15 protein-coding genes are annotated in these 19,557 nt (G+C 37.9%); 12 read left to right on the forward strand and 3 right to left on the reverse strand.

The annotated features are described in order from the left end of the window. Positions 1 to 93 precede the first annotated feature (93 nt). Positions 94 to 2,988 (forward strand): pullulanase-type alpha-1,6-glucosidase, encoded by a 2,895-nt coding sequence (gene pulA / locus CMT41_RS03770; protein WP_058026406.1) that lies wholly within the window; start codon positions 94 to 96, stop codon positions 2,986 to 2,988. Positions 2,989 to 3,121: 133 nt separating this feature from the next. Here pulA and CMT41_RS03775 read toward each other — a convergent pair whose 3' ends face one another. Then, complete coding sequence (locus tag CMT41_RS03775; protein WP_057179849.1) at positions 3,122 to 3,994, reverse strand: 1-acyl-sn-glycerol-3-phosphate acyltransferase; 873 nt, start codon at positions 3,992 to 3,994, stop codon at positions 3,122 to 3,124. Positions 3,995 to 4,558: 564 nt separating this feature from the next. Here CMT41_RS03775 and CMT41_RS03780 point away from each other — a divergent pair. From CMT41_RS03780 to CMT41_RS03800, 5 genes are all read left to right on the forward strand, one after another. Next, positions 4,559 to 6,706 carry a winged helix-turn-helix domain-containing protein gene (locus tag CMT41_RS03780; RefSeq protein WP_058026407.1) on the forward strand — a complete coding sequence of 716 codons (2,148 nt, stop codon included), beginning with the start codon at positions 4,559 to 4,561 and terminating at the stop codon, positions 6,704 to 6,706. A gap of 74 nt (positions 6,707 to 6,780) precedes the next feature. Next, positions 6,781 to 6,957, forward strand: coding sequence for a hypothetical protein (locus CMT41_RS03785; protein WP_157447788.1), 177 nt, complete (start codon positions 6,781 to 6,783; stop codon positions 6,955 to 6,957). Between the two features lie 215 nt (positions 6,958 to 7,172). Then, entirely contained in the window at positions 7,173 to 7,436 is a 264-nt protein-coding gene (locus CMT41_RS03790) for a hypothetical protein (protein WP_057179861.1), read from the forward strand. 607 nt (positions 7,437 to 8,043) lie between these two features. After that, a complete protein-coding gene (locus CMT41_RS03795; RefSeq protein WP_057179862.1) occupies positions 8,044 to 9,057 on the forward strand; it encodes an FHA domain-containing protein in 1,014 nt (337 codons plus the stop codon). Further along, positions 9,050 to 11,716 (forward strand): serine/threonine-protein kinase, encoded by a 2,667-nt coding sequence (locus tag CMT41_RS03800; protein WP_058026408.1) that lies wholly within the window; start codon positions 9,050 to 9,052, stop codon positions 11,714 to 11,716. The genes CMT41_RS03795 and CMT41_RS03800 overlap by 8 nt, the downstream gene beginning before the upstream one ends. Positions 11,717 to 11,771: 55 nt before the next feature. On the opposite strand, the gene CMT41_RS03805 is transcribed toward CMT41_RS03800, so the two are convergent. Further along, entirely contained in the window at positions 11,772 to 12,152 is a 381-nt protein-coding gene (locus CMT41_RS03805; protein ID WP_058026409.1) for a hypothetical protein, read from the reverse strand. Between the two features lie 452 nt (positions 12,153 to 12,604). Here CMT41_RS03805 and CMT41_RS03810 point away from each other — a divergent pair, with 452 nt between their 5' ends. From CMT41_RS03810 to panP, 6 genes are all read left to right on the forward strand, one after another. Continuing rightward, the gene (locus CMT41_RS03810) at positions 12,605 to 13,006 is read left to right on the forward strand and encodes a hypothetical protein (protein WP_058026410.1); all 402 of its coding nucleotides are present in this window, start codon (positions 12,605 to 12,607) and stop codon (positions 13,004 to 13,006) included. A gap of 87 nt (positions 13,007 to 13,093) precedes the next feature. Then, positions 13,094 to 13,303, forward strand: a complete 210-nt coding sequence (locus CMT41_RS03815; protein WP_058026411.1) for a hypothetical protein — start codon at positions 13,094 to 13,096, stop codon at positions 13,301 to 13,303. A 717-nt stretch (positions 13,304 to 14,020) separates the two neighbouring features. After that, the gene (locus CMT41_RS03820) at positions 14,021 to 15,001 is read left to right on the forward strand and encodes an ABC transporter ATP-binding protein (protein WP_058026412.1); all 981 of its coding nucleotides are present in this window, start codon (positions 14,021 to 14,023) and stop codon (positions 14,999 to 15,001) included. Next, positions 15,002 to 15,766 carry an ABC transporter permease gene (locus CMT41_RS03825; protein ID WP_058026413.1) on the forward strand — a complete coding sequence of 255 codons (765 nt, stop codon included), beginning with the start codon at positions 15,002 to 15,004 and terminating at the stop codon, positions 15,764 to 15,766. 1 nt (position 15,767) lies between these two features. Next, positions 15,768 to 16,523, forward strand: a complete 756-nt coding sequence (trmB, locus tag CMT41_RS03830; protein WP_082606418.1) for a tRNA (guanine(46)-N(7))-methyltransferase TrmB — start codon at positions 15,768 to 15,770, stop codon at positions 16,521 to 16,523. A gap of 166 nt (positions 16,524 to 16,689) precedes the next feature. Continuing rightward, a complete protein-coding gene (gene panP / locus CMT41_RS03835) occupies positions 16,690 to 18,321 on the forward strand; it encodes a pyridoxal-dependent aspartate 1-decarboxylase PanP (RefSeq protein ID WP_057179869.1) in 1,632 nt (543 codons plus the stop codon). 208 nt (positions 18,322 to 18,529) lie between these two features. Here the strand turns inward: panP and nagB are convergent, their stop codons facing one another. Continuing rightward, complete coding sequence (gene nagB, locus CMT41_RS03840) at positions 18,530 to 19,336, reverse strand: glucosamine-6-phosphate deaminase (protein ID WP_057179870.1); 807 nt, start codon at positions 19,334 to 19,336, stop codon at positions 18,530 to 18,532. Between the last annotated feature and the right edge of the window lie 221 nt (positions 19,337 to 19,557).

Here is a 19,557-nt window from a genome sequence, read left to right on the forward strand (position 1 = left end):
ATTGAATACGTATGCAATTAAGCAAAATCAGTATTTATATAATGGCTGAACGAGTAAGTTAATATCCATAACAATATTACCGACTCGTTTATTATGAAAATGTCTTTTTTTTCTCGCTCTCACTCAAGCCTTAGCCGGGCAATTTATGCTGTACTCTCAACAACTATATTGGTTAGTGCATGTGGTGAAACAAGTAAACCTAGCCAACTAAGCCAACCAATAATTAATACTGTCAATAAGGTCACTGCTGTTGCAGCAAGCTTGTTTAAAGCAAGTGACTTGGCTAATTTACCGAGTGATAGCTCTGCTCATTGGTTAACCAGCCAATTATTGGTACTGCCAAAATCACGGAACAACTATCAATACCAGTTACTGAGTAAAAAATCAGCTGGTTTTAATGCCATTGATTTATTAGCGGTTAGTTTCCCAGATAAATTAGCAAAAGAGTTTCCTCATTTAGCTGATTTTCAAGCCTATAAAGTGCAATTAACGCCAGAGCAAAGTAAGCGCTGGTTAAAACAACAACTCATGGTGGTGGCGATTGAAGCCGGTCTTGGTCTAAGTAAGCAAGCAAAAAAAATTGCTTACGTGCAAACCGGGGGCGTAATTGATGCACTTTATACTCAGGGTGATAATGATGCCGATGAAGTGGCTGATTTAGGCGCAACCATTATCAATAATCGACAAGGTGAGGGCGTTAGCGCTGTTGTAAGTAAAACCGTTAGCTTTAAGTTATGGGCACCAACAGCACAAGCGGTTGCTGTGCAGCTTTTTGATGACAACTTACAAGCAATTTCAGGCGGTAGGCTTGAAATGGTAGAAGATAGCCATACCGGTGTTTGGCAGGTATTGTCAGATAAGCAAGCGAGTTATGCTTATTATAAATATCAGCTTAGCGTTTATCACCCGGTATCCCAAAAGGTAGAAACCTTATCGGTTACCGATCCCTATTCCTTAAGCTTATCTGTTAATAGTGAGTACTCACAGGTTGTAGATTTGAATGACGCTATTACGCAGCCTGAAAACTGGCTAAATCAGTCAATACCGACGGTGAAAAATGTCGAAGACAATGTTTTTTATGAAGTACATATTCGAGACTTTAGTGCCAATGAACAACGGCTAAGTAACCCTAAGTTTAAGGGGAAATATAAAGCCTTTAGTGAGACTAACTCTAATGGCGTGCAACATTTAAAAACACTGCAAGCGGCAGGCTTAAATAACATTCATTTATTACCTACCTTTGATATGGCCACCGTTAATGAAGATGCCAGTAAACATCTTGATATAGATGATAACCTGGCCAAAGTTTGCGCTATTACAGCCAATATCAGTATCTGTCAGCAAGCTTACAATGCTGAGCAAAGTATTAAATCACTATTACAGAGTTATGCCGTTGCAGGCGAGCAAGCACAGCAGTTAGTTAGTGAGTTACGCCAAGTTGATAATTACAACTGGGGTTATGATCCTTTTCATTACACTGTGCCAGAGGGCAGTTATGCCGTTAATGCCCAAGGTGTTGCACGCTTAGTCGAATTTAGAGAGATGATTCAAAGCCTGCATGGTTTGGGATTTCGGGTGATTATGGATGTAGTGTATAACCACACCCATCAAGCTGGCTTAGCAACCAATGCTGTATTGGATAAAATAGTACCTCATTATTACCACAGATTAGACCCGATAACAGGCGCTATCGAGCAATCGACATGTTGTGATAATACCGCGACAGAGCGAGTGATGATGGCAAAACTAATGACCGACTCGTTAGTAGTTTGGGCACGTGATTATAAAATTGATGGTTTTCGTTTTGATTTAATGGGCCATCAACCCAAGGATGTGATGTTGGCAGCAAGAGCCGCTGTGCGCCAAGTCGACAGTGATACTTACTTTTACGGTGAAGGTTGGAATTTTGGTGAAGTGGCTAATAATAAACAATTTGTCCAAGCCAGCCAGTTAGAGTTAGCCGGCAGCGAAATAGGGACTTTTTCTGACCGATTACGTGATGCCGTGCGTGGCGGTGGTAATAATACTCGCGATTCTCAAGGCATTGGTAATGGTTTATTAACTTTTCCTAATGAAAAACAACATAAAGAAAAAAATCGTCGCGCTTATGTGTTAAGAATGGACCAACTACGCATCGGTTTAGCCGGTAATTTAGTGAATTTCCCTTTAAAAGTTATTAATGGTAAAAAAGTATTAGGCAAAGATATTCCTTATGGTGATCAGCCAACGGGTTATGCCCTAGACCCCGCTGATACCATTAACTATGTTTCTAAGCATGACAACCAAACCTTATGGGATAACAGTCAATATCGTCTAGCTTTTGATGTTTCTACTGATGACAGGGTTAGAATGCACTTGCAAAGTTTAGCGTTCATCTTATTCGCCCAAGGTATTCCTTTCATTCACATGGGCTCAGAGTTTATGCGCTCTAAGTCTTTCCTGAGAGATAGCTATGACTATGGTGACTGGTTCAATCGTGTCGACTTTTCTAAGCAAGATAACTTTTATAATATCGGCTTACCACCAGCAGAGAAAGATAAAGCTAACTGGCCGTTAATAAAGCAAGTTCTTGCCGGTCATCAGGGGCGAGATCAGGTTAATGCTAAGCATATTGAGTTTAGCAGTAATATATTTACCGAAATGCTAACACTGCGGATGAGTTCGCCGTTATTTAGATTAACAAGCAGTGCCGCGATTATTGATAAAGTGACTTTTCTCAATACGGATAACGAGCAGCTAGGTTTATTGGTGATGAAAATTGATGATAGTCAGGGCGAATCTGTTGATGCCAAGCTATCTAGCATGATGGTTATTTTTAATACCAGTGATAAAAGACAAACTTTCGCCTATGGCAGCACTCAGGGTTATCAATTACACCCAATACAAAAAAATGGTGTTGATGAAGTGGTGAAGCAAAGTAAAGTAACGGCAACAGGCTTTACTGTGCCAGCACTGAGCAGTGTGGTATTTGTCAAACTGAGAGGTTAGTTAAGTTTTATTAATTAATCGAGTTTCATAACTCTTTAGGCAAAAAAAGGTCCTGTTGAGCAATTATTAATAATTGGCTCAACAGGACCTTTAATCTTTTTAAACCATTAGCGCTTACTCGCGTAAATGGTATTTATACACTCGGCGATAAATGTAAAAAACAGCCACGACCGGCGAAGGTCAGTTGATAGTGAGGCTCAATATTTTTATCTGTGCGCAGGGTTTTTTCTAACAAGCCTTTTTCAACTAAAAAATCTAACATGTTAGTTGATAGCTCACCCAATTTTGCTTTTGCGGTAATTTCAACTTTAGTGGCAACACCTTTAAATGAGTACAGCGCTTGTATTATTTTTGCTTCAACTTCAGAAATCTTTGGCATGCTACCTGTGTATGGAGGGTATTGATTTATGGGGAACTTACCTTGAACACTTTCGTAAGACGCCTGTATCGCTTTAATATCATTCTCTTTATTATCGGTTAATTTAAAGGTATGAAAAACGCCAGTCTCTTTACTTAAGTAATCTACTTTCGCTAAAAATATCGGTAAGTCACAACCTTGGGCAACATGGTAAAAGCCACTTCTCCATTTAGGTACTAGGCCGCGTGTTCCTTCTGGAGTGAATAAGAAAAACACTCGGTTTAATTTTTGGCTATTGATAAAGTTTTTTATTTGCTCAACTTGGCCAATGCCTTTTGCGGAACGATCAATAGGTATGGCGCCAAGATACATCATCCAAGTGCCTAACACTGGGACTCGACATAAGGTGTCTTTTACCGAAAAGTAAATTTTCACATCTTGCAAAATAGCTGCACCTAGGGCGTAAAAGAAATCCCAGTTTGAAGTATGAGGAGCAGCGATAGCCACACCTGCACCTTCAGGCGCTGTTTTACAAAGTTTCCAACCAGCAAGTTTAAACCAAAGAGTAAACATAAATTTTAAGAAGTATTTAATGAAAATACCGTCGAAGATGGTTTTTTCTCGAATGGTGAGTGCTTTTTTAGCCATGGTAAAGTCAATTCAAAGTTACAACTAAGATAGCTGCTATTGTAGCAGGTAAGTTACAAAAAATATTGATGTAGCTAGCTATTTAATCAGCTTAGTCTTGGTGGTAAACACTCAAAGTGAACGTTTGTTTGAAATAGGGCTTGCTCCTTGAGCTAGCTAGTATGTTTTTATCAATAAAAACGGGTTGTTAGTTTGTTTTTTTGCATAGAAGAAACTTATAGAGGGCTAGCAAGGTGTTTGAAATAAATAAACTGGGCTCATAGATAAGCTGCTTTATTTAAAAGGATTAACTTAATGATTATCTATATCGGAATTTTCCCAGGTAAAAACACTGATGTTGTCTTAATAAACTGAACTAGTGATAGCTTGCTACCATGAATGAGTTGAACTCGACGATATCTTGTTATCTTACCTAGTAGAGTGGTGGCTATTTATATACAATCTATTTTATATAAATTTATTATTCGCGTAATAACTCAATTTTATCATTAGTTTAAAGGTTTTTCTTGTCTTTAAAACAAGTTTAGCGAGTAGGTAAAGCAATAAACATGAACCGAGCCCTTAATGAATAAAACCATGCATAAGTTAATGAAGTATCAGCTAGCTAATTTAACCTTTTGCCCGGCGACTAAAACCGTGGTTAAAGCGGACGGTTCTGTTGAAAAGTTACGGCCACAATTAGCCAATATCTTAACTTTATTTATTGAAAATAAAGGCCAGTTGATTAGCTCTGAGCTTTTACATAGCAGTGTCTGGAAGAAACGTACCGTAGAAGATAAAACGGTGCAGGCGGCGTTAACAAAACTGAGAGCAAGTTTAGGTTGGCAAGCAGATGAAAACCTTATAAATGAAAGAAGTGAAGGTTATCGCTTAGTTTGTGAAGTAACCGAACTCATTGAATCAATCGAGGAAAAAATCGATAAACCGTCAGAGACACTCGCTGAAAAAATAACAACAAACACTATTGTTAAACCTTTATATGCCGCCTTATACGTTTCGCTAACGTTAACTTTAATAATCATGTTATATGTCCACTTTAGTACTGACCACTCAGTAAATGGTAAAACATTTACCACAAAACCCATTACCTATATTAAAGGTCAGGAGCTGAACCCCAGTCTATCTCCTGATGGTAAATACCTAGCTTTTACTCATGCTAAAAGTAAAACCTTGCAATATCAGGTTAAAGTTAAGTTATTGTCGAGTAATCAGTTCTTATCGGTGGATGAGGCAGAATTTTCAAGTACGCCTAGTTGGAGTCGTAATGGTTCAACTTTATATTATCAGGCCTTTACACAAGAAGAATGCTGGGTAAAAAAGGTAGAACTTATTGGTGAAATGACTTTTGCGAAACCCGAAATTATTACGTCATGCGGTAAAGAAAAAAGCGAAAGCCCAGTGGTGGTAGATAATGATAATGAGTGGTTGTACTTCTCTTATAAAACCGCACTAAATAAGCCAATGCAAATTAAGCGCATCAACTTAAATACTGAGAAAGTGCAACAACTAACTAGTCCAACGGAAGATGCCTACGGTGACTACAGTTTAAGCTTAAGTCCTGATGGAAAAACCTTAGCTATATTAACGTTTGACTCTGCGGCTCTTGGTCGTGCTTACCTTATGAATTTGCAAACTAAAGAGCAAGTTTTAGCCTTTAGCTATAGTCACCTTTTATATAATGTATCTTGGGCAAAGGATGGGGAATCGTTCTTTTATATCGACCAAGACGCTTATATTGTGCAATTTAATCTAGCTAAAAAATCTCACCGCCAAATAACAAAACTGAGCCAACCTTCGCAAACCATTCAAGTGATTAAAGACCATCATTTTTTAGTGGGTTTTGGTGAGTTTTATATAAGTGATTTATATAAGGCGACATTAGGCTCTTATAAAACCGTACAGCTGCAAGAAAGCTATTTTAATGATCATTCAATTACACCAATAAGCACATCACCGGAGCAATATGTTTTTGTTTCCAATCGATCTGGGCTACAACAAATTTGGCTATATAATAATGGCAGCTTAAAACAGCTGACCCACTATCAAAAGTCGCTATCAATTAAAGAACTCAATTTGTCTGGTAATGCTAGCGCATTAGTTTATTTAACCGATGCAAGGTTAAATGTGATGGATTTAAAACCAAAGCAACCACGTTATCAACAAGTAGCTAGCAGTGATGCGTTATTTAGAAGCCCAATCTGGCACTGTAATAACCATACCATATTGGCTTCGACCAAGATTAAGGATGTCTGGTCTTTAGCTGAAATTAAGCCATCAACCGGCACTGTTAATATTCTCTTGCAAGGAGTCACGGGCATTAAAGCAGATTGTAACAATGATAAATACTATGTTACCCAGGAAGAAAAGTTTGGCATCTATTTATTAAGTAACTTAGCCAATCACTTACTTGGTGATTTACCCGAAAAGTTACCCGAGAGTTTATCTGAGAATATTCAAGCAATACCCTATTTAGCAGATTATTATTTGGGTAGTGGCAGGCAATGGTTAGTAGATAATGATGTTGCTTACTTTGTCCATCAACGAGCATTTTACTCAACAATACTTAATGGCAGTACTGAGCCAGTAAAACACATGAGCAACATAAATCTGAAAGAGTTCAAGATATTAGACGCAAAGCTCTACTTCAGTGAAAAAGTACTTAACGATTCATATATTGCACAAATATCCGACAACGGCAGTAAAAAGCAGTAAACGGCAGTTATTTATTGTCGTTAATTTGCCGTAGTTTAACTCCATCTAAGCGCTAATTTTTAAAGATGGAAACCATGAATAAAATAATTACTGTTATCACTCTGTTATTCCTTACGCTATTCATTAGCACTGCTTCTGCTCAAAGCCCTGGTCAAGAACATGATTTCAGCGGCACCGCCAAAGGCGAGCAAAAAACGCCAATAATCATTTTTTGCATGCCTTTTCCGTCTTGTGAAAAAGATGAAAAATAAGGGCCAAAGCCAGTAATTATTTTTAAGTCATTACTGATATTAATTACTTTTAATTGTTATGAGTGGCGATGGGCTGACAGAAATTGCTAAAGATATTGACAATACATGGACAGAGTCACAGCTCTTAATCTATCAAACGCTAGCGTTATTCGTCATCAACATTGATGTAGGCCTCTATATTTCCCACGCTTTTGTGGGCAAGGAAACAAAAAATCATGCATGCAATGCTATCCCTAGATTTAGATAAAAAGACTTCGACAGAGCAACGTGAAAAATTTTATGCGCACATAAGAGATAGTGGCTGGATGACCTTAGCTAAGGTCACGACAACGTGGTTCACTTGTTATAGAGACTCGGTAACAGAAGCAAGAATCATCGCTGAAGTGAAACAAGATGTAGCAGCTGCAGCTAAGTATTCAGGGGTTACTTCTTATGATGCCGTGGTGAATGTCAGCCAATCGAAGCCAAGTTCATTTTAAAAATAAATAGGCTGATGCAAGACTCGCTAAATAAACTAGCAACCAAGACATCCTTAATTGCTCGTTTAATAACGTAATAGAGCAACTAACGCAACACTGGTTGCCCTCTTATTATTACATTTTTGTGAGCTCTTTAACGGTTTGATAAATACTCTTTGCCAGCTCAGTCTTCATGGTCTTATCAAACAAGCTAGTACACTCGCCATCATATTTTATTGCCTTTTTTCGGCAACTTTGGCTAGGATGCGCTTAAAAAATAAATCATAACTGTTTATTATTCTTAATTAACGTATTGATTTAGCACTCACTTCCTTAGTGATGAATACCTTCATTATTATGCCTGCACCAGACTAGCTAATACAATATTACTGTTGATTTAAATAGATATTTTGTTGTTAATTATTACTTGAACCTTAGCTAGGTAAGAGTAAATAAGGACTAAAGTATTGTATTCTCGATGCTTTTTTAGGCTGTTTTTTAGTTAGTTACTAGCGCGTAATACGAGAAGTTAGTATATTCACTAGAAGAGTCACTTGTATTTATATACAATCAACCTTTCCATGCATTTTGCATCCCAGTATCAACTTAACGTATCAATGATAATAATATGGCTTCAATTTTAGAACTTGGTAGTAAAAACAAAGCGTTAAGTTACTTAAATGCCTGTCATTGTTTTGGCCGTTCGCCGACTAATGTTGATACTGTTATCAATGCTCAGGAAGTATCTCGCATACATGCGGTAGTTGATTGGACCCACGGCCAATGGCTTATTCGTGATATCAGTAATAATGGTACCTGGGTAAACAGCCAAAAATTAGTTAAAGATAGCCCGCATAAACTCAAGGTCGGCGATAAGATATTTTTTGCTGCAAGTGATAGCCACGGCTTTGTCATACAAGACTTGAGCCCTCCGCAAAACATGTTACTGCCTATTGAGCAACAGGGTGAGCACGCTACTGAAACACCCATTATTTTATCCGATGGCAATTTACTGCCCTCAGAAGAAAATCCTGAAATTGCTTTGTTTTATGTGCCGAGTAAAGACCAGTGGTATAAAGAGTTCTTGGTTGATACCGACGGCAGTGCTTATCCTGTGGTAAATTCGGATTTAATATTTTTTGCGAATCAAAAGTGGCAGTTAAAATTAATTCCCTTAACTGAAAATACCGTGTTAATGGCTAAACCTAAATTATTAGCTCATCAGATAAAATATCGCTTTAATTTAAGTCAGGATGAAGAAAATACCGAATTGACGGTAACGACTGATGATGAAAAATTCTCTTTAGCCATTAAAGCACATCATTACTTAACCTTGAGCTTGGCTAGACATCGTGATGAAGACGCAAAAAATGGTATTGATGAAGATAATCAAGGTTGGCGCTTGCCAGAAATTTTAACCAAAGAGCTAGGCTGTGATATCACCCTTTTTAATACCCATGTTTGTCGCGCTAAACAGCAATTTAGAGACATGCTTGATGGCGCTTGTGACGGTGATGAATTAATTGAGCGTAAAGGTAAAAAAATACGTTTTGCGGGCATTTTTTATCGTATTTATAAAGGCAATGAACTGATTGTCAATCGCGGACAAGATAAGATTTCTCTTACGGTATTACATGGATAATCAGTTACCACATTACAGCCGTGAACGATTATTGGGTGAGGGTGGTATGGGTAAGGTTTACCTAGCCCAAGATAACCAATTACAACGACAAGTAGCGATTAAAGAATTAACCTATCAGCCGAAAGATGGAGAGGTTAATCACGCCCTACAAGAAGCACGTTTATTAGCGCGGGTGAATCACGCTAATATTATCCAAATTTATAATGTCCATGATGAAGGTGATCATATCTCCTTAGTCATGGAGTATTTCAATAGTAAAACCTTGACGCAATTTCTACTTGAGTCCTACTGCACCCTAGTAAAAAAGTTAGATTTGTTGCAACAACTCTCTGCCGGCTTAGCCGCGGCGCATAAAAGTGATGTTATTCATTGTGATTTAAAGCCGAACAATATTTTAGTGAATGCTCAGGGACTGCTTAAAATCACTGATTTTGGCATCGCCTTGATAGCAAGCAACGAAATTAATAATGAGCAGACCGACAGTACTGAAGGCATGCAATATGGTAGTTTGCTTTATATGTCGCCAGAGCAAATACAAAAAAAACCTTTAGATTATCGTAGTGATATTTTCTCATTTGGTATTGTTGCTTATCAATTAATGGTGGGTAGCCATCCTTTTACTCTTGGTAATAATGGCGGCTCAGCCACTGATATTGCTCAAAGAATATGTCAGCAAACGCCGGAACACGCTAAAAACTTAATGCTTAATGCACCCAGTGCCTTAACCGATTTGTTAATGGAAATGTTAATCCAACCTCTTGAGCAAAGAACCTTAACGGCTAGCGCCATAGAAAATCGTTTAAAACATATTAGAACCGCGTTAATACAAGCTGAAATAAGTGAGCAAGCAACTATACCTTTAAGTGAAGTACCTTTGGGTGAGTTGCCGTTATCTGCTCAGCTAACAGCGAATGAATACGCTACCCAGCCTATTCAGCTAGCTGAAAACTTACCAACACCCTGGTTTAGACAGAGCAATATAGCCATTACTAGCATGACCATATTATGTATTATGCTGATTTTACTTTATTGGTTTGATCAGACTAATAAAGTGGAAAGTAAGCAAGTTGTTATATTAAAACCAACGTTGTCAGACAGCTCAATAATGGCGCCTATGCAACAAGATTTAGTTACTTCAGCGGTAGAAGATGCTTTAAGGCAGGCAGTGATAAATACTAAAGATATGTATTTAATCTCGCAACGAGAAGTGAATGCCATTACTAAAGCATATCCAGATGATTTGAATAAACTAAGGCAAGCAACAGGTGCATCAGACATTATTTCCACCGAGCTAGAGTGTGATAATAACCGCTGCAAGGTGAGCTTTTCTCGTTTAGTGGCGAACGTTAATAACAGTGACAGGTTAGCGGTGAAATCTGAGAAAAATTGGTTAGCACCGATAGATAGATTTAGTGCCGTTTTTAGTACCAGCCAAACGCAGTTTGCTGCACTTTTTCCTGAACACTCCGAAGTAAACCAATCAGCTTTAGTGCAGCGGCCTATTAATGAAGATGATTATCGTGACTACATCGAACTTTATAGTGAAATTAAAGGTCATGGCAATTACAGTGCTGACAGTTTAGATCAGTTAGAAGCCTTGTTAACTCGCTCTCCCTATTTATATGCTGCTTATGGCCTATATAGGGATACCGCTTTAGATTTGTACATGGATTCAAAGGATAAAAAATACTTTCAACAGCTAGAACAGTTATTACAAAATTCACCACCTGAGTACCGTTACAGTGTTTTTGAAGCTATAGATAGGTTTTGGTTAGCCTCGGATATGGGACAAGTTAAAGCAGCAAAACTTCAAATTACTGAAGCGAAAAAAAGAGGCGCTGATGGTTTAACCATTTTAGGTTTTGAAGCCTTTATGTTTTTTAGCTCTGGAAAATATCAACAAGCAGCTGACTCATATGCTAATGCTTTTAAACTCAGACCCAGTACAGCACTATTAAACAATATTGCCTTTAGTTATTGGCGTTTGGGTGACTTAACTAAAGCAGAGTATTCATTAAATGAAATGCTTGAAATTGTTCCTGATAATTCTATCGCACAACGTTTACAAGTAAATATTTGGCTAATGCAAGGCAAGCTGGAATTAGCCATTAGTGCCTATGAAAAAATAGTTATTAGTTTAAATAATAGTAAAGACTTAAGTAATCTAAGTTTAGCTTATGGCTTAAATAAACAATATATTAAGTCGCTTGAATTTGCCCATAAAGCGTTAAAGCTAAGCCCCAAGCACCCTGTTAATTTATTAAATTTAGCCGATATTGAAATGATTCTAGGAAATGAATCGGAGGCTATTTCACTTTATCAAAAAGTAGTTATCATTTTAGCAGATAAAGATGAAGTTAAGTCTTTAACATATTTAGCGCAAGCTTATGGCCAGTTAAAGCAAGCTAATTTGGCGATAGCAGCGTTAACTAGAGCGCAAGCATTAGCGCCAGAAAATGGCGAAGTATCTTATAGTTCAGCCATCGTTTATAGTTTGTTAAAAGAAAATGCTTCGGCACTTCATCATGTGAAAAAGGCATTAAAGGATCATATAGGTGTTGTTTGGTTTAACCTTCCTTGGTTTGATGGTTTATGCGCAGAATTTGAGTTTCAACAGTTAATGAAAAAATATGATAATGCTACCCGCTGTTCAATTTGACCTTACGTTCTTTTGAGATGATTTTAAGTTTCATTGCCGCAATGAGTTAATCAGCTTAATTTCGGATAATGCCACCGCCATCTTGAATAGCCCCAAATGTTGAAAATGGTTGTTCTTCTACCGGCTGTTCTAATGTAATCGATTGTGCGTTATAAATATTCGCTATCATCCAAAACATATGGGCATTTCTTTCTGCTAAGTTTAATAATCTTTCTAGTTTTACTGGCTCTGACTCAGCCATATTCAATAATTGCTTGAGTAGTTTTTTATCCGTTAAGGCAATGTCATTTAATCTGTCAATGAGAACTGGGTCAGTTTCTGCCAGGGTGATTAACATCTCTGTAGTGTTAGTGGTGCTAGCTGCAAAGGCACTAGGTAAATAAACGCTGCTAGTTAATACCAACACTAGAGATAAAACTTTAATAACTTTGTTCATGACATATCCTACTTAATTTTTATGGCTGAATTTCAGTACTATTTCTGTACTTGGAATGAGTTTCCCTTAAAAGCTGAACATAAATTTACAGACTTACTGCCTCGCAAACCATGACAGCTAATTACAGCTTACTTAATACTGTTATTTATCTTGCTTTTCAATGTATTTATGCGCAATAACTTGTTATTTAATCATTGCTTAGTATTATTATTTATTTAGCATGTTTTTTTTTAAGTTATGGCTGATATTTTATCATTCGTAATGGCTTGTCATTTTTTGTACGATTTTAACGGTAAAAATCATTAATTTTTTTAATGTCAGGGTAATGTCATTGTTGTTGTAATGGTGTGTAATGTTTTTTTTCTTGTAACTATGGAATAGTGCATTAAGGAAAAAAATCATTAACTTCCCTAAGAGTATTTATATATTCGCAGGCAAGGAAGGCAATAAAAATGTGTGCAATGTTATCACCGAGCTTAGACTTAACTTTTGACTTTAACCTAGGCAATGAGGTTGCAGTTGCAGCACCCCGCCTTATTGCTGGCTCACAAAGCTTAACCAAAGTAAGTAGGCAGGATAAAATGTCATGCCAGCAAGATCACCAGCGGCAGTTTGACGAAAGTGCATTGACAACCTTAGCTGAGTATCAAATGCATGGTAAAGGTAAACATAAGTGTTGCCATTGCGCTTATAACTCTGGCTTCAAGCAAGGCTCGCTGTTACAAAATTTCATTAGCTTGGATATTGATAGTTTAGGAGACGCACAGGTCAGTGCTGATGGTGGCTATAAAAGTGTTCACCAAGCTTTTGCCCTAGGGTATAGCGATGGCGTTAATTCATTTATTAGAAGTTAACGGTATTTTTCAAGGTGTTGCATAAGTTATAAGGAAGTAAAAGGGCTCAATGTTATTTGCGGCCAATATTTGCAACCGGAGTAGTTTATGCAAAGTAGAAAAACACTAACAAGTAGATCTGGTTTTACTCTAGTACAAATAAATATCTTGGATAACAGCGGCAAGGTTATAAGAACTTCTTATGAGGTGGCAGACCATAATGAAGATGTTATTGGCCGTTTTGGCAGCTTAACAGAGGCTGAGAGCTTTATTAAGCTGTTAAGCAACTTGAACCAGCCAAGCCTAGTGGCACCATAAGTAGTCGCCTCATAATAGAATGGCATAGTAATGACAGCTCTAATCGTCTTTTACTAACTATAAGAAATAATAGAAGTCATAATATTAGTAAAAGTACCCGAGCAAAGCCAAGCTAATCGTTAATTTCCCCATAAAAAGGGCAAGGAGTTAAAGCTCCTTGCCCTTTTTGATGCCCAGTTTTTAGTGCCTCATTTTTGTTGGCTCTAATAGTTAAGAGCATCTAGTGAGGTACTGTTGCTATGGTTCTTTTTTAGTGCGCTATTCTTTATTGAATTACATGCCTGTGCACTTGGCTCAGGATCGTCATCCCCGTGGTGTTTTAATCGGGGATCTAGTGTATAAAGAGCAATGGATCTTCGATCAGAGACTTCGAAGATGACGTATACAAAAAGTTCCTGAGTAAACTACATAGGCATGTTGAATTATTACGTATTGAGCTACAAGTGTGCTTTAAAAAACGCAGTTTTCATGGTTTTATAAGGCAAGTAAGTGCCAGCACCTTCTTTTATACTGTGGCTACGATGAGGATAAGTCATAAATTCAAATGACTTATTGTGCTCAATTTAATATCACTAGTTTCTAGCCGACAGACAATAGAGGCTTAGTGATAAAAGGGACGATAAACTAGCTTTAGCGGCTAAATATAATATTTGCGCTATTGAAAATAAATAGTTAGGCTCCATATTTATATCCATCCATATTTCACTGGCAGCTAACATGACCTACGCACTAGAAATTAGCGCATTAAAAAAAACCTATAAAGGCGGTTTTCAAGCTTTAAAAGGTATTGATTTAACTGTATCACAGGGCGATTTTTTTGCCTTGCTTGGCCCTAATGGTGCCGGTAAATCTACAGCTATTGGCGTGATAACGTCGCTGGTGAATAAAACGGCCGGTCAAGTAAAAGTATTTGGTTATGACATCGATACTGATTTGGAAAAAGCGAAAAGCTTTATCGGTTTAGTACCACAAGAGTTTAATTTTAGTCAGTTTGAGCCCTTGATGAATATTTTAGTGAATCAAGCTGGCTATTATGGTGTAACTAAATCTGTGGCTATAGAGCGGGCAGAAAAGTACCTAAAGCAACTTGAGCTATGGGATAAACGTGATGCACCCGCGCGGACACTCTCCGGTGGTATGAAACGTCGTTTAATGATTGCCCGTGCTTTAATGCATGAACCGAAAATGTTGATATTAGATGAGCCAACGGCTGGCGTTGATATTGAATTACGTCGCTCGATGTGGAGTTTTTTACGTGAGTTAAATCAGCAAGGCATTACTATTATCCTCACCACTCACTATTTAGAAGAAGCTGAAATGCTGTGTCGCAATATTGCCATTATTGATGGTGGTGAAATTGTTGAAAATACCAGTATGAAAAAATTACTGGCACAATTAGATGTTGAAACCTTTATTTTCGATATCAAAGAGGGGACCGCGGTAAGTAAACTTGAGCAATTTGTTAAGCAATCCTCCGTCATTACTTATCGACTTATTGATGATCATACCTTGGAGATGGATTTAAAAAAGGCGCAAAACCTTAATCAGGTTTTTGAACAATTGAGCGTGGCTAATATTGAGGTACAGAGTATGCGCAATAAAAGTAACCGCTTAGAAGCCTTGTTTGTGAGTTTGATCAATAAAAAGTCCAGCGCTAGGCAAACTAAGCCGCAAAGTGCTGTTGTCGGAGCAAACTAAATGAATAACTCTATTGCCTTAAAAAGTATATTAACCAAAGAAATACAGCGTTTTATGCGTATTTGGGTGCAAACCTTAGTACCACCAGCCATTACTATTAGCTTATATTTTGTTATTTTTGGCTCATTAATTGGCTCGCGTATCGGTGAAATGGACGGCTTTGATTATATGTCGTTTATTGTGCCTGGCCTTATTATGATGAGTGTTATCACGAACTCATACTCTAATGTGGCATCGTCATTTTTTAGCGCTAAGTGGCAACGAAATGTTGAAGAAATGCTGGTAGCGCCGGTACCTAACTGGGTGATTGTGGCGGGCTATGTTGGCGGCGGTATGTGTCGTGGTATTTTAGTTGGCTTGATTGTTACCCTGGTTTCCTTGTTGTTTGTTGATATTCAACTACATAATATTTGGGTGATTATCGCTACTGTGGTACTTACATCGGCAACGTTTGCCTTAGGCGGTTTAATTAATGCTATTTTTGCTAATAGCTTTGATGATATTTCTATTATTCCTACCTTTATTTTAACGCCGTTAACGTATCTTGGTGGGGTGTTTTATTCGATCAGTTTACTGCCTGAGTTTTGGCAGGGCGTTTCGCAGGCTAACCCGATTGTTTATATGGTTAATGCTTTTAGGTATGGCTTTTTAGGGATATCAGATGTTAGTCTTGTGACAGCTTTTGCCGTGATTATTTTCTTTATTGTCACTTTATTTACCATTGCCATGGTACTTATCTCTAAAGGTATAGGACTTAGAACTTAACATGACAGAAAAGATGACAGCTAATATTACCGGAAAAATGACCACATTGAACTCGCAACCAGCATTGGGTGACTCTAAAGCAATTATTAGTAATCAAGCGGGCATTCATGAGAAGCTTGATGAGGTGGTGAAAAAGCATCTTAGCCATGTATTTCAAAAGCCTTATCAAGCACACACGCAAGCAGCCTTTGCGCAAATGGATGTTTTGGTACAAGATTTTTTAGTGGCTAACCCTGAGGGTGAAATCATCTTAGATGCTTGTTGTGGTGTCGGACAAAGTACCCGCATCTTAGCTCAGCAGAACCCACAAGCATTAGTGATTGGTGTGGATAAGTCAGCTCATAGAATTAATCGCAATGTTGAAGGCTTTGCTGCGGAAGATGGTTTTAGTGCACAAAACTATCATTTAGTGCGCGCCGATCTTAATGATTTCTATCGTTTGGTGAAAAGCGCCAATTGGCCGGTATCAAAGCACTACATTTTATATCCTAACCCTTGGCCTAAGTCTAAGCATTTACAGCGCCGTTGGCATGGTAGTGCCGTATTTCCACAAATGGCCAGTATTGGTCAGCAGCTTATTTTACGCAGTAATTGGCGGATCTACTTAGCCGAGTTTCAACAAGCGGCTAAGCAGGTTAATTTGCACGGTGAAATTTCTTCATTAACGGTAGTCGAAGCCTCGTCTGCACTGACGCCGTTTGAAGCAAAATACCAAGCTAGTGGACAAGTTTGTTGGCAATTAATCCTACATAGATAATGAATATAGTTAGTAATGTTGACGAAATCACAAGACTTTTGCGCTGTTTTTTATTAAAGTGCGTTTTTCGTGTTAGCTACAAATAGCCAATAAGTATTAAACTTGCGTATGGGCATAACAGTAATTGGTCAAGCAAGTCAATATAGTGAACAGTTAAGTGAACAGTATGAGAGCAACTAAGCGCATTGCCGAGGCAACGCAAGAGTCATTACATCGAATTTTTACTATTGCCGAAGCGCCTGATTCTACTTTGGGGCGCCTTGAGCAAGAAATGTCACAAAATTTGGTTGGTTTTTTAAACAACCATATTGTTGCCAGTAAAAATGCGTTATCGGACATTGAGAAAGATTTTGTTAATCCTCATATTCCTGAGCAGCCAGAATTTGTCTCAGATCATATGCATCATTTGCTCGATAAATTAGTCGCGCAATCAGTACATACCTCTAGTCCTAGTTTTATTGGTCATATGACCTCAGCGCTACCAGCATTTATTTTACCCTTATCTAAGCTGATGGTGGGTTTAAATCAGAACCTAGTTAAAGTTGAAACCTCTAAGGCTTTTACCCCGCTAGAACGTCAAGTTATCGGTATGATGCATAACTTGATCTATCAACAGGATGATGATTTTTATAAAAGTTGGATGCATAGCGCACAGCATTCACTGGGCACTTTTTGCTCCGGTGGCACAGTCGCTAATATTACCGCTTTATGGGTCGCACGAAATAAGCTACTGCAAGCCGACGGTGACTTTAGAGGCGTAGCTCGAGAAGGCTTACACCGTGCTATGAGACATTATGGCTATCAAGACTTAGCTATTTTAGTCTCGGAACGTGGTCATTACTCACTGAAAAAATCCGCTGATATTCTCGGTATAGGCCAAGAGAATGTTATTGCCATTGCCACCGATGAAAATAATAAAATAGATTGTCAAAAGCTGGCAGAAAAATGCCAGCAACTTAGCGCTAAAAATATCAAAGTACTCGCTATTGTTGGTGTTGCCGGTACCACAGAAACCGGTAATGTTGACCCTCTTGATAAAATGGCTGTCATTGCTCAGAAAATCCAATGTCATTTTCATGTTGATGCCGCTTGGGGGGGAGCTACATTGTTATCGAATAAGTACCGTCCTTTGCTTAAAGGCATCGAACAAGCCGACTCAGTAACCATTGACGCGCATAAACAGATGTATGTGCCTATGGGCGCTGGTATCGTTATATTTAAAGACCCTGGCTCGGTGAGTGCCATTGAGCATCACGCCGAATATATATTACGTAAAGGCTCAAAAGATTTAGGTAGTCATACCCTTGAAGGCTCTCGCCCGGGCATGGCGATGTTAGTGTATGCCAGTTTGCATATTATTAGCCGACCAGGTTATGAAATGCTGATTAATCAGGCTATTGAAAAAGCGGAGTATTTTGCTGAGATCATTAATCAGCATGATAGTTTTGAGTTAATTACCCGCCCTGAATTGTGTCTGTTAACCTACCGTTATGCACCTAAGTCAGTACAAGCACTGTTGGCTCGTAATGATAATGACGCCAATAAATCGGTGAATTTGCTACTTGGTCAGTTAACCAAGTTTATTCAAAAACGCCAACGCGAAGACGGTCGCTCTTTTGTTTCACGTACTCGTATTGAAGTGGGTAAATATGGCGGTGAAAAAGTAATAGTTTTTAGAGTCGTCTTGGCCAACCCATTAACCACGAAAGAAATTTTACAAGATATATTAGAGCAGCAATGTCAGTTAGCGCTGGAAAGTGAGAACTTTTTACCTGAGCTACTGCAAATAGCAAAATAATATTCGCATTCTTTAGTGCCTACTCAGCCAATGAATACCTTAAAAAAGGCGCAGGTTAATCAATCGATTAACCTGCGCCTTTTTTGTTTTTCTTTACCGATATTAGCTAATATTTAGCTTGGTTTTAACAAGGAATACTTGCTTAAATGCAACTAAATTATGCTTTTAGTAGTTGTTTATTAGTAATTATATTTTTAGTAATTGTTTATTAGTAATTATGATACAAGCCAAACTCTTGGTTTATCTTACCGTTTTGTTTATCGGCCCACAGATAATACTCTTGATCTGCCAATTCACTAGCCGCTGCTTTATCAAGTAAGACAATGGCATTTTCATGTAGCTGTAAAGACGATGCCGGACAAACTGCCGATAAGGCACCGGTTACCATATCGTTTACTGCCTTGGCTTTGTTTTTACCTGTTGCCATAAGAAGTACATACCTAGCATCGAGAATAGTGGCAATACCCATGGTCATGGCTAACGTAGGTTGAAATTCATTAGCAGAAAATAAACGACTGTTATCATCAAGGGTTTGTTGAGTAAGTGTTTTAATGCGTGTCCGAGAGGCTAAACTTGACGTTGGCTCATTAAAACCAATATGGCCATTTGCACCTATGCCTAATATTTGTAGATCGATACCGCCTGCTTGGGCAATTTTATCTTCGTATGCTAAGCCTTGTACTCTTGGGTTTTCACCCTGGTTACAAATAGGTAAAAAGGTCTTGGTTTTATCGATATCAACATGGTTAAACAAGTGCTCATTCATAAAATATCGGTAACTTTGTGCATTTTTTTCATCAATACCTAAGTATTCATCCAAATTGAAACTGGTGGTATTGCTAAAACTTAGCTCACCAGCTTTATATTTATTAACCAATTCTTGATAAAGGCTAATAGGTGTGCTGCCTGTTGCCAAACCTATAACAGGGTTTGATTTTTTATTGATTAGCTCTGCAACCCATTCTGCTGCACTTATGGCAACTTGTTGTGCATTATCAAAAATAATAACTTGCATGTTTTTTCCTTAGAAAAATGAAATTAAATAAAAGTGCACTGTACGCTTATAGTGTAAGCGATAAAATTTATAATATGATAAATATACTATCACCCTATTGAAAAATGACAGCGCTGTCAATTACTAATACTGTCTGTTGATAGATATATATATATATCTAGCTATCAGTGTTTTTCTAAACATAAATAATCGTTTTATTGTGTTAAAAATTTAGACATATC

It is taken from the genome of Colwellia sp. MT41 (genome assembly GCF_001444365.1).
Taxonomy (GTDB): Bacteria; Pseudomonadota; Gammaproteobacteria; order Enterobacterales; family Alteromonadaceae; genus Colwellia; species Colwellia marinimaniae.